This is a genomic window from Burkholderia sp. PU8-34, from assembly GCF_053427725.1.
This window is the reverse complement of the sequence record NZ_JBSAXC010000011.1, coordinates 193,641-214,576: the sequence shown is the minus strand read 5'-3', so window position 1 is coordinate 214,576 and position 20,936 is coordinate 193,641. Positions and strand designations below refer to the sequence as shown.

At 55.9% G+C, this 20,936-nt stretch carries 16 protein-coding genes; 4 read left to right on the top strand and 12 right to left on the bottom strand.

Annotation, left to right across the window (positions count from 1 at the left end; genetic code table 11):
• From ACV22Z_RS24855 to ACV22Z_RS24845, 3 genes are all read left to right on the top strand, one after another.
• The coding region (locus tag ACV22Z_RS24855) for a TauD/TfdA dioxygenase family protein (protein WP_448078927.1) at nucleotides 1–725 on the top strand (725 nt) is incomplete at its 5' end.
• Nucleotides 726–832: 107 nt separating this feature from the next.
• Nucleotides 833–2,188: an MFS transporter gene (locus ACV22Z_RS24850; RefSeq protein WP_448078926.1), complete on the top strand. Its 1,356-nt coding sequence runs from the start codon at nucleotides 833–835 to the stop codon at nucleotides 2,186–2,188.
• A gap of 78 nt (nucleotides 2,189–2,266) precedes the next feature.
• Complete coding sequence (locus ACV22Z_RS24845) at nucleotides 2,267–3,103, top strand: IclR family transcriptional regulator (protein ID WP_448078925.1); 837 nt, start codon at nucleotides 2,267–2,269, stop codon at nucleotides 3,101–3,103.
• 69 nt (nucleotides 3,104–3,172) lie between these two features.
• Here ACV22Z_RS24845 and ACV22Z_RS24840 read toward each other — a convergent pair whose 3' ends face one another.
• The 9 genes from ACV22Z_RS24840 to ACV22Z_RS24800 form a co-directional block, all read right to left on the bottom strand.
• On the bottom strand, nucleotides 3,173–3,781 hold the full coding sequence (locus ACV22Z_RS24840) for a MarR family winged helix-turn-helix transcriptional regulator (RefSeq protein ID WP_448078924.1): 609 nt from the start codon (nucleotides 3,779–3,781) through the stop codon (nucleotides 3,173–3,175).
• A gap of 865 nt (nucleotides 3,782–4,646) precedes the next feature.
• Entirely contained in the window at nucleotides 4,647–4,964 is a 318-nt protein-coding gene (locus ACV22Z_RS24835) for an IS3 family transposase (RefSeq protein WP_448078933.1), read from the bottom strand.
• A 119-nt stretch (nucleotides 4,965–5,083) separates the two neighbouring features.
• Complete coding sequence (locus ACV22Z_RS24830) at nucleotides 5,084–6,019, bottom strand: alpha/beta fold hydrolase (RefSeq protein ID WP_448078923.1); 936 nt, start codon at nucleotides 6,017–6,019, stop codon at nucleotides 5,084–5,086.
• Nucleotides 6,020–6,547: 528 nt separating this feature from the next.
• On the bottom strand, nucleotides 6,548–7,111 hold the full coding sequence (locus ACV22Z_RS24825) for a MarR family winged helix-turn-helix transcriptional regulator (protein ID WP_448078922.1): 564 nt from the start codon (nucleotides 7,109–7,111) through the stop codon (nucleotides 6,548–6,550).
• Nucleotides 7,112–7,402: 291 nt separating this feature from the next.
• Entirely contained in the window at nucleotides 7,403–8,740 is a 1,338-nt protein-coding gene (locus ACV22Z_RS24820; RefSeq protein WP_448078921.1) for an MFS transporter, read from the bottom strand.
• Between the two features lie 23 nt (nucleotides 8,741–8,763).
• Complete coding sequence (locus ACV22Z_RS24815; RefSeq protein WP_448078920.1) at nucleotides 8,764–9,711, bottom strand: zinc-dependent alcohol dehydrogenase; 948 nt, start codon at nucleotides 9,709–9,711, stop codon at nucleotides 8,764–8,766.
• 11 nt (nucleotides 9,712–9,722) lie between these two features.
• Entirely contained in the window at nucleotides 9,723–10,523 is an 801-nt protein-coding gene (locus tag ACV22Z_RS24810) for an SDR family NAD(P)-dependent oxidoreductase (protein ID WP_448078919.1), read from the bottom strand.
• Between the two features lies 1 nt (nucleotide 10,524).
• The gene (locus ACV22Z_RS24805; protein WP_448078918.1) at nucleotides 10,525–12,255 is read right to left on the bottom strand and encodes a thiamine pyrophosphate-binding protein; all 1,731 of its coding nucleotides are present in this window, start codon (nucleotides 12,253–12,255) and stop codon (nucleotides 10,525–10,527) included.
• Between the two features lie 54 nt (nucleotides 12,256–12,309).
• Nucleotides 12,310–13,395, bottom strand: coding sequence for a porin (locus ACV22Z_RS24800; protein WP_448078917.1), 1,086 nt, complete (start codon nucleotides 13,393–13,395; stop codon nucleotides 12,310–12,312).
• Between the two features lie 731 nt (nucleotides 13,396–14,126).
• Here ACV22Z_RS24800 and ACV22Z_RS24795 point away from each other — a divergent pair.
• Nucleotides 14,127–16,220, top strand: a complete 2,094-nt coding sequence (locus ACV22Z_RS24795) for a putative bifunctional diguanylate cyclase/phosphodiesterase (protein ID WP_448078916.1) — start codon at nucleotides 14,127–14,129, stop codon at nucleotides 16,218–16,220.
• A gap of 337 nt (nucleotides 16,221–16,557) precedes the next feature.
• On the opposite strand, the gene ACV22Z_RS24790 is transcribed toward ACV22Z_RS24795, so the two are convergent.
• From ACV22Z_RS24790 to ACV22Z_RS24780, 3 genes are all read right to left on the bottom strand, one after another.
• Nucleotides 16,558–17,532: an isoaspartyl peptidase/L-asparaginase family protein gene (locus ACV22Z_RS24790; RefSeq protein ID WP_448078915.1), complete on the bottom strand. Its 975-nt coding sequence runs from the start codon at nucleotides 17,530–17,532 to the stop codon at nucleotides 16,558–16,560.
• 31 nt (nucleotides 17,533–17,563) lie between these two features.
• On the bottom strand, nucleotides 17,564–19,132 hold the full coding sequence (locus tag ACV22Z_RS24785) for a peptide MFS transporter (RefSeq protein WP_448078914.1): 1,569 nt from the start codon (nucleotides 19,130–19,132) through the stop codon (nucleotides 17,564–17,566).
• A 107-nt stretch (nucleotides 19,133–19,239) separates the two neighbouring features.
• Nucleotides 19,240–20,232 carry a MurR/RpiR family transcriptional regulator gene (locus ACV22Z_RS24780; protein WP_448078913.1) on the bottom strand — a complete coding sequence of 331 codons (993 nt, stop codon included), beginning with the start codon at nucleotides 20,230–20,232 and terminating at the stop codon, nucleotides 19,240–19,242.
• Between the last annotated feature and the right edge of the window lie 704 nt (nucleotides 20,233–20,936).

Here is a 20,936-nt window from a genome sequence, read left to right as displayed (position 1 = left end):
AGCTCACCGCAGGTTTCGGCACGCTCGATCTCGGCCTGAAGAAAGTCAAGGGCACGCCGAGCCGGTTTAAACACGCAGAGCTAATCGACATTTCGAATGTTGATGTAAGCGGCAAGGTCGCCTCACGAGACTCACAGCGCATTGTGAGCAACATCGCCAACCAGCTCTGGCACAGCGACAGCTCATTTCAACGCCCGGCCGCACGCTACTCGATGCTGTCCGCTATTGCCGTAACGTCCCACGGAGGCGAAACGGAATTTTGTGACCTGCGCGCCGCATACGACGCACTACCGTCCGACTTGAAAGCTGAAATCGAAGACCTGGAAGCCGAACACTACGCACTGCATTCGCGCTTTTTACTGGGCGACGCTGAATATAGCGAAGCACAACGCAACATGCTTCCGCCAGTCCGATGGCCGATCGTACGCACTCACCCTGGGTCAAAGCGAAAGCTGCTTTTTATCGGGGCACATGCGAGCCACGTCGTCGACCAAACGATCCCGGAAGGACGGATGTTGCTATTGCAATTGCTTGAACACGCGACGCAACGCGAATTCGTCTACACGCACCGCTGGCAAGTCGGCGACTTGGTGATGTGGGATAACAGAAGCACGCTGCATCGGGGGCGCCGCTACGACCTAGCGACTCGGCGCGAGATGCGCCGAACAACAACCATCGACCTCGATACTGCCATTGCAGATCAAGTCACCGAACAGCCCGCGTAGAGTTGATGACACGCTGACGAGACGAACGAACAACCGGAGGCCCTCCCCAGCGCCTCAAGATGCAACCGGGTCCACATCGCAACAATTCGAGCCATGGAGAGACACAGATGACGTACCCGACAGCCCAACATGCGCAGCACAATAGCGATCCTATGCCGACAAGCGCTGAGCTCGACAAAGTTGTTAGAAAGATCGGTCGCAGATTTATGTGGTTCTTAGTGGCGCTGTATTTCTTTGCAATCGTGGATCGCGGCAATGTTTCGTTTGCCGCCCTCACGATGAACAAGACAATAGGGCTAAGCGCACAAGCGTTCGGTATCGGCGTGGGACTGATGTTCGTTACCTACGCCGCATTTGAAGTGCCGAGCAATCTAACCTTAGCGAAGATCGGTGCTCGGGCGACACTCTCGCGCATTGCTATCCTCTGGGGTGGTGTCACCATGCTGATGGCTTGCGTCGTTGGCCCGATCAGTTTCTGGCTGCTGCGCGCCGCACTGGGCGCAGCCGAATCAGGGCTGTTCCCTGGTGTCATGCTGTACTTGAGCCTCTGGTTTCCCTCCGCGTATCGCGGTCGCTACAACGCAATGTTCAACCTAGCGCCAGCGCTCGGCTATGTCGCATCTGCCTTAATCTCGGGCAGAGTCCTCGCACTTGACGGATCATGGGGGATCGCCGGCTGGCAGTGGCTGTTTTTACTGGAAGGCGCGCCCGCTGTCGCGCTTGGCATCGTCGGCCTCAAGTTTTTGACGAACCAACCTCAAGATGCACACTGGCTGTCAATTGGAGAACGCAAGGTATTGCTCGCAACGCTTGCGTCGGACCGTACCACGCACAATTCAGTTCAATCGCATGGGATCTTGCGTGCGTTAACGAACCCGATCGTATTAATGATGGGGTTATGCAACCTACTGTTGTTCTGCGGACTGACCTCGCTTCAATACTGGCTACCTCAGATCATTCGCGAATTCCACGTGCCTTTAGAGAAGGTTGGCCTACTTTCAGCGATTCCGCCTACTGTCGGCTTGATCGGTATGCTCATCTTCGCTCGCTGGTCGGACCGCCGGCGGAATCGCTTCATCCATACGGCCGTCGCATTTATGTTATCAGCCGCCGGATTCGCACTGATCGCCATTTCAACTGAACTCACCGCAATCATTATCGGATTTGTAATTGCCAGCGTTGGAGTGTTCTCGACGCAAGCAATTTTTTGGACGATACCTCAATCGTTCTTGCATCGCGACATTTCTGCCGGGACAATGGGCGCGATCGGCATGATGGGAAGCGTCGGCGGCGCAGCGATGCCCATGGTCATGGGGCACATTAAGGAGATAGCCCATTCGTTTTCCCCGGGGTTTTTTACCGTTGCGCTCATTTGCATGACCGGCGCGGCCGTTGTGTTGCTTCTCGGTAGGCTTATGAGTACACGGCACACATTACTCACCCCAGTGCGCGAAACGATATAATTCCATGCGGGGCAAGCTGCGTAAGATTGCGCCCATGCTGCGGTAAACTGCGACATTCTTCTCGACTAGGTATACGTGATGGTTTCCAGCACATCCCATCAAGAAGCACAGGCAAAGCTTGGAGGCGATGACGAGGTGTCGGCCCTCGCTAGAGGGCTCAGTGTACTTGAGAAAGTAATTTCAGCGGCTCAACCACTTACAATTAAGGAGTTGTCGGACGAAACCGGGATACCTCGCCCGACTGTCGCCCGAATTACATCGACCCTCGTTAGCGCCGGTTACCTTCGGCAGCTACCCAGCAAGGACCGCTTTGTCTCAACGACTGCGATCCTGGAACTGGGCAATGCCTTCCTCAACAATTTTGATATGCGTCAGGTAGTGCGACCGCACCTGCATGAGCTGGCCGACAGTTCGGGCGCATCGGTCCATCTGTGTATTCGAAACCGACTCGACATGGTCGTAATCGAGTCGGTACGACCGTCGGTTGGTGTAGTAACGATTCGACTCGGGCTTGGCGATCGCCTCAATATTGCGACATCCGCAATCGGACGTGCCTATCTTGCGAATCTTATCGAAGACGAACGTGAAGCATTGATCGAAGCAATCCGCGTGTCGGGTAGCGCCGAAGGCATCAATATTCGTACGGTCGCAACAAACGCGGTCAAAGATTTAAAGCGCGACGGTTATGTAAGCGCGTTTGGTGATTGGAACGGCGACGTGAACGCTATTGCAGTACCTGTGCGCTCGCCAGCCGGCGAGCGCTTTGCCGTCAACTGTGGAGGCCCTGCGTTTCTGTTTACACGCGAAGTATTGATTGACGAAATTGCGCCTCGCCTTCTTGAGACTTTACGACGCATCGAGGCCGACACGGGGCGTATCGTGCTTGGTGAGCCGCCGTGTGATGCCAAGGCATAGTCATCGGACCGGAGCGGCGTTGCCACATGCCCCATGTGAATAGCCCCCGCCGATAGCCTAGCACTGCGTTTAGCCGATCTGACTTCTAAGGCCATGCTCGTACAGCCTTAGTAATTCCGAAAAGACGTCCATTGCCGGCGGCACATCGCGTAACGGTGACAGCACCCGATTAGCAGACTCTATAGACGCGGCAAGCGCCCTATCTGTCATTTTCTTCCCATGATCGGTAAGCTGCACGAGGAAACCTCGACGATCCACAGGATCCGGGATGCGTTGCGCCAAATTCTGCTTGACGAGTTGATCGATCCGATACGTTACGGTACCTGAGGTGACTGCAGTCTCATGCAGAATTTCCGTCGGGCGCATGCTGTAAGGTGGGCCACCACGACGAAGCGCAAACAATAGGAGCATCTCGTTCGGCTTCACCCCTAACTCCTCGCATGCATGCGCAAGCAACTCATCGAGCGCCATGGCGAGGCGCCGAACCCGCAGCGAAATCTCGAAAGGATGTAGCTCAAGCCCCGGCAATTCACGCGCCCAAAGATTGACCAACTCATCTGAACTAACTCGAGCAGAGTTGTGCGACGTCTCGACAACGCACCCCTCATTCAATGATCTTAGGTCGTCTAGCAAAGAACGGCCTTTCTTGGTCAGTCGAGGTGCACGCAAAGCTGTCACTTCAGCAGCTTCTGAACACGCGCCATCCTTCGGCCCATCTCCCGCCGTTCCGCGCAACCGCCGTGAAGCCGTCGATCGCCCATACACACCAGCACCATCGACATCAGTCGACCTCTTCCGCCCGCTAACCATATGATTCCCTGTTACAGGTTCCTCGTATCTGCATCCGAATTTTGCCTCATCCGGTTCCGTCCCGCCGCGCGGAATCATACCTAGCCGCAATTGAAAATCTGGACGAGCGTTCCATTCTATGCAAATTCGATATGATATGGTGGCTCTGGCCGGCCAGGATCTGTACTTTGCGTCAAGACTGACCTCGCGGGAGCACATGGCCAGACCGAACGCCTCACCTTAGACAGTAAATTGTAATGCTTTGGCGGATCAATTTTGGTACATCCCGAGGCATCTGACCTTAACCCGCCGAATAATTGCGTAGCCGCACTCCCTCCCGGGAACGCGGCCCCCGAAGAACGCAGCATGCGACTTTCGCCGCACTGCGCTCCAGCACTGGATTAAGCGTCGCACAGACGCCGGTCTCGCTAACCGCGCGAGCCCTTCGCAAGTGTCACGATGTCGATTCACCTCATTGTCGAGACGAAGGGCGCTGAACCGTAGCAGTACCGGTCTCTCACAAGCTTCCCCTCAATGAATCTCTAACGCGGACCTGCGACAACTGCACCACGAACCGAGTTGTAGTCGGTTCGCTCTTTGACAGCTCGCGCACTGCATCTCGCCGTGTGCGCGGCCCCGTTTTACCTTGCGTTGCACATTCCGCTTGCATTTAGAACGTTGTCCACCTGAATCAGGTTGGGGCGCCGTCCTCGTTGCCGCAATTGCTCGAGCGCACGGGCCACGCGAACACCCGTCAGCGAGAAGTCGACTTCGATGTGTGGGCACTCCCGGTTCCACGTGTCGATGATGGCCAACATACAAACGAGCCGGCCATTCGCAAGCACATCCGCGACAAGTCCATTGTCCAGCTCTCGTCCGCGCCATTGGGCGTCGGCATCACGACACGCAGATGGCTCGGACGCTTCTTTCTCCGCTTCAAGCGAAGCGGCTGGCCTTCTTCGCGGGATAGCCGTTCGGTCCGTTTGTGGTTCTGAACCAATCCGTCTCGACGCAGCAGAACGTGGAGGCGCAGCGAACCAAACCGTGGCCGCTCCTGTGCCAGCTCGCGCAGACGGTGCCGAACTGCATGGTTGACATCTGCCGGCGCCGGTCGCCGAAACGTCCGTCGATTCAGTCCGACGAGCGCGCACGCCCATTACGGAAAACACCACCGCATCTGCCAGCACACGACTATTTCTGCATTCCCTCACGCAAGAACTTATCGATTATTGATACGGTTTCAGATGGACTTTCTTCCATCAACCAGTGCCCCGCATTCGGCACAACCGATTCCTGGACGTTAGTCGCTGCATTCCTCATCACCGCCGCCATATTTGCGCCGAACGATTTCTCCCCACCTATTGCGAGAACAGGCATACCGAGCTTTGTCTTGGAAAACACCAAATTGTCCGAAACATCTTTAGAATCAATCGAATTAAATTGAGCAAATGCCGCATGCATCGCACCGGGACGCGCATAAATTTTTGCATAATATGCACGCGTCTCCCCGTCAATCTTTGCCGGGTTTCCTGCGAAATCGTTCCAGAATCGATCAAGATATATTCTTTCCCGGCCTGCCACCAACCGTTCGCAGTCGGGGCCGCCAAAATTGAAATGCCACAATTTCGGACTGCGCACGATCTGATCCCATGGGGGGATCCCAGGGATTGGCGCATCCATTACAACCAGTTTATCTACCTTGTCCGGGTAACTGGCCGCATACGCGTACGCAACCATTGTGCCAATGTCATGGCCGACGACTGCGGCATGATCGACCCCCAGCGTTGTCAATACCTCTCTGATGTCCGTCGCCTGCGATTTCTTATCATATCCACCAGGCGGCTTCGACGACAGTCCCATTCCACGAAGATCCGGCACAATCACCGTATGATCTTTGGCCAGCTTCGCAGCAAGCGGCCCCCACATGACACCAGTGTCGCCAAAGCCGTGGATAAGAACCACGGCAGGACCAGCTCCACCAGAACGAACAAAAATCTTTGCACCGTCAGACACCGAAACAACGCGCTCTTTGAATCCGATAGGTAAAGACGGTTTTGCTGAAAATGCGGGGATACTGGAAACGAGCACACCGATTCCGACTGCAATAATTTTGTACAGTATCTTCATCGCGCACCTCAATTCTCGTTATGATCAATCAGCCATACTTAACAAGAGAAATTCAATTTCAAATGCCGATCGCACATCCATCAAAATAATACACTTGCACTCGCATACGTCGCCCCGCTCACTCAACACTCTCAAGCAACACAACGCCAACTCGAACTGCCATCGATTCGCCATCGTCAAATAAACCTACACGAACCGATTTCTACCGAGATAGCACGTCTACTGGGGTTTGACAACGACATCCGAAACTCAAATAACCAAGGTCATCCGACCGACCTCTGCCACCGCGATGCCAACCCCGGATTAAAACAAATCTCCGATGCCAAAATACTAGACATCCACCTCGGAAAAATCAATGAGGCACTTCCCATCGCCCCACGAATGCCCACGCGACGACTATGCACCATGACAAAATAGTACCGCATGGTTGCGTCTGCGTCGGCGCTTGCCGACCTTGATCGAATTTCGCGATGCGTGATCCCTCAGTGTCAGTTGCGATGCAGCACATTTCGAAATCCTATAACTAAATCAGGCAATTTCCGCTTTTAGTCCGTACTCGTAGTACTTGAGGAGCTCACAAAACACTTCCATTGCAAAGGGCGCCTTCTTCAGCGACTCTAGTGCACGTTCGGCGGACTGAATCGAAACTTCAAGCGCCCTATCGGTTATCTCTCTCCCGTGACTAGTGAGTTGCACGAGAAAGCCTCGACGATCGACCGGGTCTGGAATGCGATCAGCCAGATTGCGCTTAACAAGCTGATCAATTCGATATGTCACAGTGCCAGACGTCACTGCTGTTTCTCGCAGAATTTCCGTCGGCCGCATGCTGTACGGTGGGCCACCTCGACGTAGCGCAAACAGCAGCAGCATTTCGCTTGACTTGACACCTAGGCACTCGCAAGCATGCGCCAGCGCCTCGTCAAGTGCCATAGCGAGGCGCCGAACACGGAGTGAAATTTCAAACGGATCCGAGTAACGTCCAGGTAACTCGTCTTTCCACATCCGAATGAGTTTTTCCGAATTATCCAGCACCGCGTCATGTCGGACCTCGATGTGATAGCGCTCGTTTAGCCCCTTAATCGTGTCAAGCACGCTATTCGTCGACGCCATAGGCTGCAGTGGCCGCCCTTTCTTACGTGTAGCACATTCGCTACTGATCGAGTGCTTCTGGTCGATTGGCATGGGATGGCTTGCCGGATGATTTATCAGATTCGTCACCTTGCGCGATAAAACTCACGAGGCAACGATTTTTATAGCTCTGCGCGGCGCAATGTATCTCCCATGGCGAGCGAAAACTCTACACCATCCCGGTTCCCATATAGGACAGAATTTTCGCTCACCTAACCTTCGTTTTAAGTACAAAAACACCAATGCCAAACTAATCTATCGACTTCTTTGCATGCCAGTCCATACCATCACGAGCAGCAGACCAACGAGGACCCAGCATGTACCGGCCGTCATGGACAGCGCCTCGCCAATAGCACTAGGCGCGCTCCCGAGCCGACTTCCAAACGACGCAACCATCGACGGTCCGACTCCGAGGCCCACGAGATTCAAGCAAAGGAAACACATCGCAGACATCTTCCCTATCATTCGCCCAGGCGCAATTTGGGCCAGAATGACGGCAAGTGCGAGTTGCACGCCCATTGAGGCGAAAATCGTCGTTCCAAGACAGACCCACGTGATGGACGGCCAAAGTGCAAGGGGAGCTACTGCCGTCGGTACCGCCACCACCATGCATGCCATTCCTGCATATAGTGGGATTTTGTTCGCATGACCGTCCTTCGCAAGGCGATCGAAATAGGGCGAAAACAAAACGGCGGCGAGCGGTGCGAGACACATCGTAATAAAACCATACTTTGGACCAACGACCGTCGCTGGCACCTGCCATACGCGTGAGATTGCCGTGGGGACCCAAGCGCCGTATGAATAGATACAAATTCCCCAGACTGCATACACTGCAAACAGCGGGAAGTAAATCCGACGCTTCGCATTGGCATGTCTCAGTACGTCGGCGATTCGAGGTGATTCACCTACGGCGGCGGGACGCCGCGCCGGCTCACGGATCATCAAACCGAGTGCCGCAATCGGGAAACCTGCCGCACCGATTACCATCAAGACATACTGCCACGTCGAGAATCCAGCTAGCACCGGGAACTGTCCGTGATTCATTCCATCAAACATATTGGACAACGAGCCGGCAACAACGAGTGCCGCTCCCGTTCCAATCGATGAGCCAAATAAATAGACACCGTATGCTCGGCCTCGCCGATTTTCTGGGAAGGTGTCCTTGATCAACGAATATGCGGCTGGCGTCAGCACGGCCTCGCCGAATCCAACGCCCATACGCCCGACAAATAGGACCGTGGCGTCGTGAGCAAAACCGCTGAGAACGGTCATTGTCGACCAAATCACGACTCCAGCGATCAGCAAATTTCGTCGATTATAGTTGTCGATCAGATATCCGAACGGCAAACCAACACTGCTATAGAAAACCCCAAACGCCGTGCCCAGCAACAGGCCGATCTGCGTATCCGTTAAATGGAGGTCATGCTTGATAGGGCCAACCAACACCGTCAGGGAGTAACGGTCGATGAATGATAGCAGGATCATCAGCGCCAGGATCGCCACCATGGACCAAGCGCGACTCTGCCCGTATGCGAAGCCATCCTCGATAGTAGAAGGTATCGCTTCAACTTCCGACGAAATCGACGTCGTCATTGTTCAATTCTCCTCATGTCCAATCAGCGGCCGATTTCGATATGCACCTTGACATCGCGTGGCGCAGCCCGACCGGAAACCATCGTTGACAATGTGTCGACCGCGCTATCCATAGGCACTTCACGCACCCAGGACGTGTCGAGACCTGCTGCCATACGGGTCGCTTCAACAAACTCAGCTTCGGTATATGCGAACGCGCCTCGCACGACGCGCTCCCCACCAATGATCAAGCCCGCCGGCACAGAAAGGAGTTCGGCGTGCAAGCCGATCAACACTGCGGTTCCACCTGGTCGCAACAAGCCGACCGCCTGCTTGCGGGTTTCATCGGTGCCGACGGCATCGAGAATGCAATCAAAGGTACCGGCGGGCTGGTTTCCGACGGACGTAGCTCCTAACGCCATCGCGTACTCGAGGCGCTCACCGACGACATCGGTCACGATAATCTCCGCAACCCCGGCCGCTTTAAGCACCGCAATCGCGCACAACCCAATCGCGCCTGCGCCCAAAACCGCAACCCTAGTGCTCCCCTGCGGAGCCAAACGCCAAGCGTGCAACGCAGTAGCCAAAGGATCGGCCAGCGCGGCTTGGGCCGCTGTAAGGCCATCCGCCGACACGAGGTTACGAGCCGGCACCGCAATACGCTCGGCAAATGCTCCAGCTCGATGCACGCCCAATACGGCACGATTCATGCACAAATGAGTCGTACCCTTTGCGCAAACTTCACATTGCATGCAGCCCACGATTGGGTTGCCTACCACTAACGTACCGTCATCGATGCGTCGCCCAACAAACTCGTGACCCAGTACAACTCCTGGATTCAGTTTTGGACGGCCGCGTGCAAGCGCACCGATATCGGTACCACAGATACCCGCTCGTACGACGTCGACAAGTACCTCATCTGCCTTTGCCTCCGGCAGATTGATATCGACGAGTGCTGTGTCGGACCCACCGGCGTAAATGATTGCTTTCATTTTTTTATCCCTCATGCGGCTTTATTAACAGGGCGTCGTTTGCTGAACTCGGGGTAGCGCAGTGTAAGCGCGCCGCCTTCCACGTACAACGTACTCCCCGTGATATACGAGGCGTCATCGGACACGAGGAAAGCAACGGCCGCCGCAAGCTCGTCAGGCCTGCCAGGGCGTTTCATCAGGATATTTTCGACAAACGCCTCACGAGCCCCAGGAATCGCCAATAGACGATCAACCATCGGAGTACTAGTGAGCCCCGGTCCAATGCCGACAACGCGGATACCGTGTTCAGCCAATTCCATCGCTGCCACCTGTGTCAACATGACGACACCTGCCTTGGCTGCGCAATACGCACCGAGACCTTCTGCGGGCTGCTGGGCGTTGGTCGAGGCAAAATTGGCAATTACTCCGCCGCTGCCCTGAGCAATCATTTGTCGAGCCTGGGTCTTGCAGGCAATGAATACACCGGCAAGATTGATGTCCTGGATGCGACGAAACTGCTCCAGCGATTGCTCCACGATCGGCACCATCGCACCGATGCCTGCGGCGTTAATTCCAATGTCTAGACGGCCAAACACATGCACAGCATGCTCGACGGCAGCAGCCATACCAGCTTCATCAGTTACGTCAGCGCAGAATGCAGTCGCGCTCGCACCAATTTCTTTGGCCGCCGCATGTGCATTGGCTTCATTCTGGTCCACAATCACTACGGAGGCACCTTCGCTCACCAAGCGACGAGCACTCGCGAACCCCATGCCGGACGCGCCCCCCGTAATCAGAGCGACCCGGCCAGTCAAACGCTTCGATTGTTCCATGTCAGATCTCCAGAATGTCGGCGTAGGGAACACGTGCTTTGCCATTCGGCCCAACAAGCCCTTCAGCAGCCAGGCCAAGCAAACGCCGGGTTACCGGTGCGATAGCCGTAGCATCCGTCGCGACGTTGATGCACGCCGGCCTGCGTGACTCAAGCGCCCTCTCGATAGCAGGTCCAAGATCTTCCAAGCGCTCCACAAACTCGCCATACGCGCCAAAACCTGCTGCCGCTTGGTCGTAACGCGTTCGCAATAGCTCCGACACCATACGATTTCCCGCGCCAAATGCGAGGTCTTGGCCGTGCGCCGACATGCCCCATTGCGCATCGTTATTGACGATTACAACGATCGGCAAGTTGTGCCGCACCATAGTGTCGAACTCTGCGAAGTTGAAACCCACCGACCCGTCACCGGTAAAGCAAATGACGCGCGATTCCGGCTTCGCAACTTGTGCACCAACGGCCAGCGGCATACCTTCACCGCACAGCCCCAGATATCCGTGCCCGAGCCAGCGGTTTGGAGAAAGACTAGGCGCGACCGCATCCAACCACGCGGGCGTTTCGCCACCGTCGGTAACAAGGATTGCATTGGAAGGAACCGATGCGGCAATGACGGCAGCAGCAACTGCAGGCGTCGGCAAGGTATCCTGAGAAACATCTTCGTTGTTCCGCTTGCTCGGGGTCGCCGGCACAAGCGACTTTGACCATTCAGAGCGATCGGGCCACGGCGAGAGATCGTCGTGCTGGATCAGCCCGATGAGCATTTCCCGGCAGTCTGCTGTAATGCCCAGGTCGATCTCGCGAAGCCGGCCAATCTCCTCTGCCTTGATATCGACTTGGATTACCGTCGCATCGGTGGGAATCAGCGAAGTACGGCGACCGCCCGTGTAAATGCCCAACCGCGCCCCAAGCAACATTACGACGTCCGGCTGGCCACCTCCTCTCGCTGCGTTAGCAGCAATAGAACTGAAGCCACGTCCCCAAAGCGGATGATCCGTCGGAAGCGTCCCGCGTGACTTGTTGTTAGTCAAAATGGGAATCCCGGATCGTTCGACAAACTGCTGCAGCAAGGTCGCCGCACCGGAATACACGACGCCGCCGCCCGCCAAAATAACCGGCCGCTTTGCCTGGCGCAACAGCTGCAATGCCTGCTCGACGGCATACGACGCGGGCGCCGGCGGCGCAATCTTCCTACCATATTTCGGATAAGAAACGGTGTCCTCATTGACCAACGCAAAAAGAACATCGCTTGGCAAATCCAAATAAACGGGCCCCGGCCGTCCTTCACGTGCAATGTGAAAAGCTCGAGCGACCAACTCCGGAAGTTGCTCGATATGAGTGACCCGATGAGCCCACTTGGTAATACCAGCCATCACGGTTAACTGATCATACCCACTGTTCACCGGGAGGGAGTCATAGTCGCGCAGCGGCGGTGCACCACCGATAATGACCATCCCAACACAATCCGCGAAGGCATTCGCTACGGCGGTCACGACATTTGTGACGCCGCCGCCAGCGGTTACCATCACTACGCCAACATCTCCTGTCACCCGCGCCCATCCCATTGCCGCGAGCCCAGCGGCTTGTTCATGCCTCGTATCGACTAGTTTGATTCCGGCCTTTACTGCGGCATGGAGTGCCGAATCCAGGTGCCCTCCATGCAATGTGAATATTGTCTTCACACCCATGGCCTGCATAGAACGAATCAGAACATGTCCGCCATTAACATTCGACATAACTTAGCTCCACGAAATATTTAAAACATAAGGTTATTTAGATTACGCACGTGATCAGAACGTGTGCTTGATACCGATGTTGACTGCTTCGGCAGTGCCCGCCGGTAGTCCGGCGATGTTGTTGGTACCGCTCACCGCGAGCCCGGTACCCATAACCCCATGATTCCGAACCCAACCCACTTGCGTATACAGGCTTGTGCGCTTACTGAGGAGATACTGCATCCCTACGCCCGCTAGGATGGAATGATTAGCGCCGTTGTTCTGGTCGCGAGAGAACCAGACGCCGGCGTTTGCCAGCCAAAATGGCGTCAAGTAGTACCACCCGCCTGCGCCATATACGTTGGTGTTCCCGAGCACATGTTGGTTTCCGCGCTTAAAACTCATGAATGCGGCTCGCATCGTCAATGAACCAATCGTGTACGAAGCGCCTACCATTCTTCCCCAGACGGGCAAGTTAGTGGCTGCCGGAACGGAGGGGTTGTTCCCGCCTTCGCTCTTGAGGAACGCAGCGTTGATCTGAAGCCCATTCATGTCGTACAACAACCGCCCCGAGTACTGGCGCCCATTAGCGAACTCGCCAGCTACCCCACCCAGCGCATAAGCGCCACTCACCTGGACGCCCGCGATCGATGGGCTCGTGTATGAGACAGTGTTACTGCTGAAAACGCCGGTTTGGCCAATGTTATCCGCATACGCAATCAGACCACTTGCAAATTGCGCGAAACCACGCGGATCCGTTCCCGAGATCGACTGAAAAAAAGGGGAGAATTGCAGACCGGCCTTCACAGTTCCTATATTGTTCGAACTAACACCAACCCACGCTTGGCGCCCAAACATCCCGCCGTTGCTGAACTTGAATGCGCCCGTGCCCAATCCAATGCCCGACTGCAGATCGAATTGGGCCTTCAGACCGCCGCCGAGATCCTCTGAGCCTTTCAGCCCGAAAATGTCGGGCGACCACCCGCCATCTGCGAACGAAAATTGCTTCGCCTTGGTTCCCGTGCTGTGTGATGAATAGAGAATGCTCGCGTCAGTAATGCCGTATATGGTGAGGCTGCTTTGCGCATGCGCGACTGTTCCCAGACCTGCGATGCTCGTCGCAAAACAGGCAACGCGCGCCATACCTCGCTGTAGTTTCATTGCTTCCCGTCTCCTCAAATGCATTTAGCCCTGCATCTACCGTCGAAATTCCCCCGCCAAATCAATCTCGATGTTCGCGTATCTTTACTTTAAAGATACATGAAGATCGAGGTATATGGGGGTTTCCACCAGACGAGGGGATTTCAGGGAGCAGTCCGTCTTCAGTCGACAGACGAGCGGAAGCCGATCGCGGATTGCAAATGTCGCCAGACGCCAAGCCGGCCGGTGCTTGATGATTTGACTAAAGACTCTTGAGCATTCGGTGCGTTGGCTGCTTTAACACCCTCTAACCCGGGTAAACGTTATGCACACCTGCAATTCCCACTCCGCATCAATCCGCTCACAAATATCATTAATACACTCAACGAATCAATATAATCTTTTTGCATACTTTTTCGCATCACCGCCTCCTCAACGCTATCGGCTACATTCCAATCCATACGACGCGTTTACACCCGGTATCTGAAAGGCGGCAATCGCACCAATTTCTCTTAAAAGTTGAAGTACACCCACGCCAAGGGCCGCACCATGAGCGTGCACGTAGTTACCGACAGCCTCGACGACACACTCGCCATACAACGCTCGAGCAGATTGCAAGTCAATCGAACTTGAACAACGTGCCTTTTAAGACATATCATTTCGAAGTCCGATTGCTACGGTTTGGCAACCACGAGACAAGCTCAGCAACTCCGAGCAGGGGACTAAATCGACTCAGTTCCGGAAGGAATCGTATGGACGAGCAGCGCACCGAAATCAGTGAAGCTCACCGGGGTTCGACACGAGATCATTTCGAGGTGTGCGATTTCCGCGCACTGACGAATCGGTTACCCATAGCTCTCGCTTGTTACGTACGCTGCTGCATGCCCATTTATGCGAATCTCGCCTATATCGAACTCGCCGGAGGGACGTTAGGTGACCTGCCGAGCGCGCCATGGCTCACACGCTCCAACGCACCCAAGTGGCTGGACGCTCTACTGTCTACGAGTAAGTTCGGTACGCCGTGCAGTTTCGAGGCGAGATGTGAAATAAATAAAGGAGAAATTCGCTGGTATAGCGTTCGCATGATGCCTGGGGCCAACGAATATTCACTCGCGAACAGTGTATTGGCGATAGTTTGTGACATAAGCAATGAAAAACTGGAGCTCGAATCAATGGCTGCTGATGAATCGTTTTTTCGAACGTTAGTAGAAAACTCGCCAGATAGCATTGTTCGCTACGATCGCGCGTGTCGGCGCCGATATATCAATCCTTCCCTTGAGGCAGCAGTTGGCATGTCACAACAGGAATGGCTTGGACGCACTCCCTCGGAGTGCCCCGGGGGCATAGCAATGCTCAAATACGAAGAGCGACTGCGGGAGGTGATCGAGCACGGAAACGGAACAAACGTTGAACTGAGATTTAGTAGCGACGCGGGCACGCAAATCTATCATCTTATTCGAATGTCTCCCGAGAAAGATCATGACGGAAACGTCGTCTCTGTATTGGCTGTTGGTCGAGACGTGACTCATATCGCGCGCAGCCGCGATCAAATGTACACGCTTGCATATATCGACCCGATGACAGGATTACCGAATCGCCAACGCTTCAATCACGTACTTCACGACGCCGTCTCTGAGTCGCTGCACGGGTGCGCCGTTCATGGCCTCATGCTGCTCGATCTAGATCGTTTCAAGAATGTCAACGACACGTTAGGTCACGCGATCGGCGATATGCTAATTCGTGAGGTCGCCCATCGATTGCGGGCCGCTCTACGCGTCGAGGATACGGTTGCCCGGCTCGGGGGCGACGAGTTTGCGATCCTGCTACCGCGAGTGGGTGACACCAACAATCTCACATTCCTCGCAAAGAAACTACTCTCGACCTTCGATGCGCCATTCATACTAAACGGCCGAGAAGTATTTACTAGTACGAGTATCGGAATAACCACCTTCCCGATCGATAACAAAAGCGAGACGGACTTGTTGCAGCACGCAGATGCCGCGATGTATTGCGCGAAATCCAAAGGACGAGGCCAATTCGCCTTTTACTCTTCCGAACTCACAGCGCAAGCAGCCGAAAGACTAGAACTCGAGTCATTGCTCCGTGGCGCGATAAAACGGAGGGAGCTTGAATTGTTCTATCAGCCCAAAGTCTGCCTATCCACCGGTGAAATAATCGGCGCCGAAGCTCTGTTACGTTGGCGCAGTCCGTCGCATGGGTTGCTGATGCCAAGCCGATTCATCGACATTGCCGAGGACACAGGTCTGATTGCCGACATCGGGGCATGGGCGATTCGATCTGCGAGCCTTGTAGCGTTACACCTAAATCAGGCCAGAAAATTCCCACTTCGCATTGCTGTGAACGCATCGGCGAAACAGTTCAAAATGAATCGCATTGCGACCGTGATGCGAGATACTCTAGTCGAGACCGGCTGCGCCCCTGAATGGCTTGAGCTAGAGATTACTGAACAACTCTTACTTGAGGATTGTATCGACATCCAAGAGGCACTTAAAATGATCGCCTCACTTGGAATCATGTTGACCATCGATGATTTCGGAACTCGACACGCTGCACTCGCTTACCTTAAACGCATTCCTGTGCGTTGCATAAAAATCGACCGTTCCTTCGTCCACGACATTGTTACCGATCCTCATTCTGCGACGCTAGTTTCAGCGATAATTTCACTTGCGAGCGCACTCAATCTCGAAGTGGTCGCCGAAGGAATCGAAACGCATGAGCAGGAGCATATGATTCGGTCATATGGCTGTGAAGTCGCGCAAGGCTATCTTTATGCCATGCCGCTGCCACTATCCGAATTCGAGGAGCTCTTAGCGGCTCATCGTTAGGCGCCGTAATGTAGAACCATTCCGTATGCATCGCGATGGGCAAACGGACCCAGCAGTTCGACAAGGAATCGACGCGAAGTTCGCTTACCTAGTGCCCCTAGCATGGGGCCATACCGATATTTAGTCTCGGGCGTGCGCCTAGATATCGAAACATCGCTATAACAATTGGTGGAATCGCGATATTCATTCCTTTACTCCAGCAGGTAACGACTAGCTATGTGCAGGTTATTTGCCGGGCGCTAAGACAGGCACGCGCCACTGACGCGTGAGCCTGTGCCAAGCAAGTCTTTGGCGTGGAGCTACGCTCGGCCTTCTGCGCCGTACCTCCCGAATTGATTTACCGGTAGATATCGACGTGCGGCGTGCCGTCACTCCGAACCACGCCGCGATACATCCCCTCCGTATTGAACACCATCGCAACCTGCCCCTCGGCATCGATGGCAATAAGCCCACCACTCCCACGTTGTTGCGGAATCGCGATATCTATTACGGCGCGAGCCGCTTCATTGATTGTCTCAAGCCCATACTTCACTCGTGCGGCGACATCATGGGCCGCCACAGCGCGGATGAATGCCTCTCCCGTGCCCGTCGCCGACACGGCCACGCGCGTGTCGGCAAAAGTGCCGCATCCGATGAGTGGCGAATCGCCGATGCGTCCATGGCGCTTGTTCGTCAAGCCGCCGGTGGACGTCGCGGCGGCCAGGTGGCCGTATGCGTCGAGCGCGACGGCACCGACGGTGCCAAACTTGTGCTCGCCATTGATAAGCCGACTCGTGTCGGACGACGCCTGCTGGCCAAGCAGGGTCGTACCGTCATGATCGAGCAATTCGCGTCCGGTATTGCGCACGGCGAGCAGTTGTTGCCAACGGAAATCGGTGTAGAAGTAGTCAGGCGACTCGAACGCGAGGCCTTCGTCGGCGGCGAATTGCTCGGCTCCTACGCCCGAGAGCAACACGTGCGTGGACCGATCCATCACACGCCGCGCCGCCTCGACGGGATTCCGGATGCGCGACACGCCGGCCACCGAGCCTGCGCGTCCGGTATGCCCTTCCATGACTGCCGCATCCATTTCGTGGGTGCCCGCGTGCGTGAACACGGAGCCGCGCCCCGCATTGAACAGCGGGCAATTCTCCAGCAATACGACGGCGGCCACGACGGCGTCGACGCCCGATCCGCCGGCTTTCAGAACTTCATGGCCTGCCGCGAGCGCATCTTCGAGCGCGGCACAATGCGCCGCCTCCTGCTCCAGCGTCATCACGCCACGCTGCAGCGTCCCAGCGCCACCATGGATTGCGAGGATGTGCTTTGCCATTTCCAATTTCCTGCAGTATTCCGTTCGATCGTCAATGCGTGTGCGTTGTGGCCTTCGCCGATTCGTCCCCGACGAGCTTTCTCATCATCGGCAACATTAGGAACAGTAACGCCGCAACGGCGAAGAGCCCTCCGGCAATGCCGCCATAAAGCAACGTCAGCCGAGCCGGTTGGGGCACGTAAAAACCCGCGAAATAACCGGCAAGCTTGTAGCCGAACGAGCTGCCGAAAAACCAAAGCCCCATCATCAATCCGACAAGCTTGACGGGCGCGAGCTTCGTGACAAGGTTCAGGCCGATCGGGCTCAGGCACAGCTCGCCGAATACCTCGAAGAGGAACAGGCCAGCAAGCCAGAGCGGATTGATCTTCGCGCCGACATTTAGCGATGAGCACAACAGCGCGAACGCGGCATAGCCGAAACCAATCAGCAGCGGCGCGAGCGCGAGCTTCGCGAGGCTCGACGGTTGACGACGGCCGAGCCGCACCCAAAGCGCCGCGAACACGGGCGCGAGCAGGATTACGTACAGGGCGGTCAACGACTGGAACCACGCCGCCGGTACGATGAAGCTGCCGATGTTTCGCTGCACCATTTCCTTCGCGAACAGACTCAAGCTCGAGCCTTTCTGCTCGTAAGCGGACCAGAACGCAATCGTCACGACGAAATAGATACCCATCACGGCGAGGCGCTTCCACTCGGCTCCGGTCAGTTGCTCCTGCAGTCCCATCATGACGACAAGCACAAAGGCATCGAACGCCAATAGGAACGGCAGCACGTTCTGCCAGTTGTTTCCAGCGAACAACGTGCCGATGATGGTGAACGCGCCAAGCGCGGCGTAGACCGTCTTCTGCAGCGCACTGCCTTGCCGCTTCTGCACCGACGGTGCGAGCTTCGCCGTGAGCCGGTCGCCGACGTGCTCGAGACGGTCGCGTTGCGACCAAAAGACGACGAGACCGAGCAACATGCCGACACCTGCCGCTGCAAAACCGAAGTGCCAGCAATTGACCGGGTCGACGCCGAACGAGCGCAGCACGTTCTTGAAAGGCTCCGCTTCCGCGAGAAAGCCGCAGACGAGCGGCGCCAGGAACGCGCCGATATTGATTCCCATGTAGAAGAGCGAGAACCCGCTGTCACGGCGCTCGTCATCTTGCGAGTAAAGGCCGCCGACCAGTGCGCTCACGTTTGGCTTGAGCAGGCCCGTCCCGCATGCGACGAGCACGAGGCCAACAAAGAAGGTCGAGACGGCTGGGATAGCCATGGTGAAGTGCCCGGCCGCGATGATGATGCCGCCGATCAATACCGAGCGGCGCGTGCCGAGCCATTGGTCCGCGATAATGCCTCCCGGGAGCGACAGCAGGAATGCGGCCATCGAATAGGTGCCGTAGATCGCCGTCGCATGGGGTGTATCGTAGCCCAGCCCGCCAAGGCCAGGAGCAGCGACCATGTACAGCACGAGAATGGCTCTCATGCCATAGAAGCTGAACCGCTCCCACATCTCGGTGAAGAACAACGTAGTGAGTCCGCGCGGATGTCCTGCGAGACCCGCTGTATCCCGGATGTGCTGGCCCGATGAGCTGACAGCGCTATCGAAGTTACTGTTCATTTCTAGTCTCCACGACTTCTCGACTGCTGAAACTATTGGAGGCACCAATGATCCAGGTCGCTATTGGTTGCTAATTCTGTGAGGTGCGTCAGTACGCAACCGTCACGCTATCGAATGACGGTCTTGGTCTTACTGCGGCGACTCGTGTTGGCGGCAGCCTTTGGTTGCATCGATGGCGCGGTATCAAATACGAGATACGGCAACACCGTCTGAGATAGCGCGACCGCCATTGCTTTGGTCTGCGGTGTCGCTTTCAGCACTTCCGATGTCAACGTTTCGATGAGCGCGACCATCGCTACCGAACTCGACGACAGCACGCGATGCTCGGCAGGCGCCAACAAGACGATATCGGCCGTTGCGGCGAGCGGCGCGGTGGGGTTATCGGTCAAGGCGACGACGAAGGCACCGCGTTCGCGGGCGAATCGCGCGAGTTCAACCGTATCGCGCGAATACCGAGGCAGAGAGATCGCGATCAGCGTGTCGCCTGCGCCAATGTGCGCCACGTGTCGGGCTGCTTGCTCACTACCGCCGCCGCCGGCAGCACACACGACGTGCCGGTGATACGGCATCAATGTATCTGCCAGTAGTCCGGTCAAGTACGTGCTCAGACCCAACCCAAGGCAATACACTGCATTACTCGCAACAATGCGCGTCACTACCTCGGTCAACCGCTCCTGCTGAAGCGACGAACCCAATGCAGCAAGGTTGCGTTGGTGGTCGCCCAGCCATGCGCCGATTCCTTCCTGCTGGCTGGGAGCTTCCAATTTCTCCACCGGTTGCAGCGCTTGCCGCACGACTGCGGCCAGTTCTGACTTCAATTCCGAAAATCCGCGATATCCGGCGTGCTTGGCGAAACGATTTACGCTCGCGACGGAACCTCCGCAGGCTTGCGCAACCTCCTCGATCGTCAGTGTCGCCGCATCGAGCGAATGAGACGCCAGCCAGCGCGCGACGGGCTTCAACGCGTCGGACGCCGTGGTAGATGCGTAGTGAATGCGCTCGATCGCGCCGTGCAGTTTGGTTGCGCTCACAATCGGGCAGGCGGGGCATGGGTGACGGAATGCTCGCAGTATGCCTGCGCGAATATATATTTTCAACATCAATCTTCAGTGAAAATATATATTCATGAACGACGAAGGAATTGCGTCGCACGCCGATTCATCGTACAAATTTAGGCTGGGTCCCGATCGAAATGTGCCCGTAGGTACCCTAATCTCTCGTTCAGGGTCGATGCAGTTGCGATTTCTCTGATTCGCGATGCATTAAGGCGGCGGGCCGCAGGACCACGCGGCACGAATCGCCGAGAAGAAGCGCCGCTAGGCTAGCGTCGAATTCACGTGCTGCTTGCAACGGGAGGGCTGGCTGGCCGACCACAAGCGCATCTGGCCGCTGTACAGCAAGGCAGGATTGAGCGTTCGCAAGCGTATTGCGGCTGTCGAAAGTACGCCGCTGCCGTTACCGACGGACCCGAATAAGAGCTGGTCGATGGACTTTCCGACGGGCTGGCCCATGGTCGGTAGTTTCGATGCCTGAACGTAGTCGACGACTACACGCGCGAGTGCCTGACCATCGAGGTTGACACCTCGCTGTCGGACTTGCGAGTGTGAAGCAAGTGCTTGAACGGGTAAAGGAGATGCTACGCTTGGCGTCCGAATCGGCGTTATATATGCGACATCGTCGTCAATGGCATTCGAATACCTCGAACTTCAACTTAGATCGATGGAGCGCACGCGGTCTATTTTCCGCCCCCCCTCCTCAACAAGGATTGTCAACCTAGCTTGTCAACCCGATCGAACGCGAGGGC

Coding starts and splice junctions, on each gene's coding strand:
- ACV22Z_RS24830 (WP_448078923.1), bottom strand. CDS start 6,019: ATGAAGATACTGTACAAAATTATTGCAGTCGGAATCGGTGTGCTCGTT.
- ACV22Z_RS24845 (WP_448078925.1), top strand. CDS start 2,267: ATGGTTTCCAGCACATCCCATCAAGAAGCACAGGCAAAGCTTGGAGGC.
- ACV22Z_RS24780 (WP_448078913.1), bottom strand. CDS start 20,232: ATGTTGAAAATATATATTCGCGCAGGCATACTGCGAGCATTCCGTCAC.
- ACV22Z_RS24785 (WP_448078914.1), bottom strand. CDS start 19,132: ATGAACAGTAACTTCGATAGCGCTGTCAGCTCATCGGGCCAGCACATC.
- ACV22Z_RS24820 (WP_448078921.1), bottom strand. CDS start 8,740: ATGACGACGTCGATTTCGTCGGAAGTTGAAGCGATACCTTCTACTATC.
- ACV22Z_RS24805 (WP_448078918.1), bottom strand. CDS start 12,255: ATGTCGAATGTTAATGGCGGACATGTTCTGATTCGTTCTATGCAGGCC.
- ACV22Z_RS24810 (WP_448078919.1), bottom strand. CDS start 10,523: ATGGAACAATCGAAGCGTTTGACTGGCCGGGTCGCTCTGATTACGGGG.
- ACV22Z_RS24790 (WP_448078915.1), bottom strand. CDS start 17,532: ATGGCAAAGCACATCCTCGCAATCCATGGTGGCGCTGGGACGCTGCAG.
- ACV22Z_RS24815 (WP_448078920.1), bottom strand. CDS start 9,711: ATGAAAGCAATCATTTACGCCGGTGGGTCCGACACAGCACTCGTCGAT.
- ACV22Z_RS24850 (WP_448078926.1), top strand. CDS start 833: ATGACGTACCCGACAGCCCAACATGCGCAGCACAATAGCGATCCTATG.
- ACV22Z_RS24795 (WP_448078916.1), top strand. CDS start 14,127: ATGGACGAGCAGCGCACCGAAATCAGTGAAGCTCACCGGGGTTCGACA.
- ACV22Z_RS24800 (WP_448078917.1), bottom strand. CDS start 13,395: ATGAAACTACAGCGAGGTATGGCGCGCGTTGCCTGTTTTGCGACGAGC.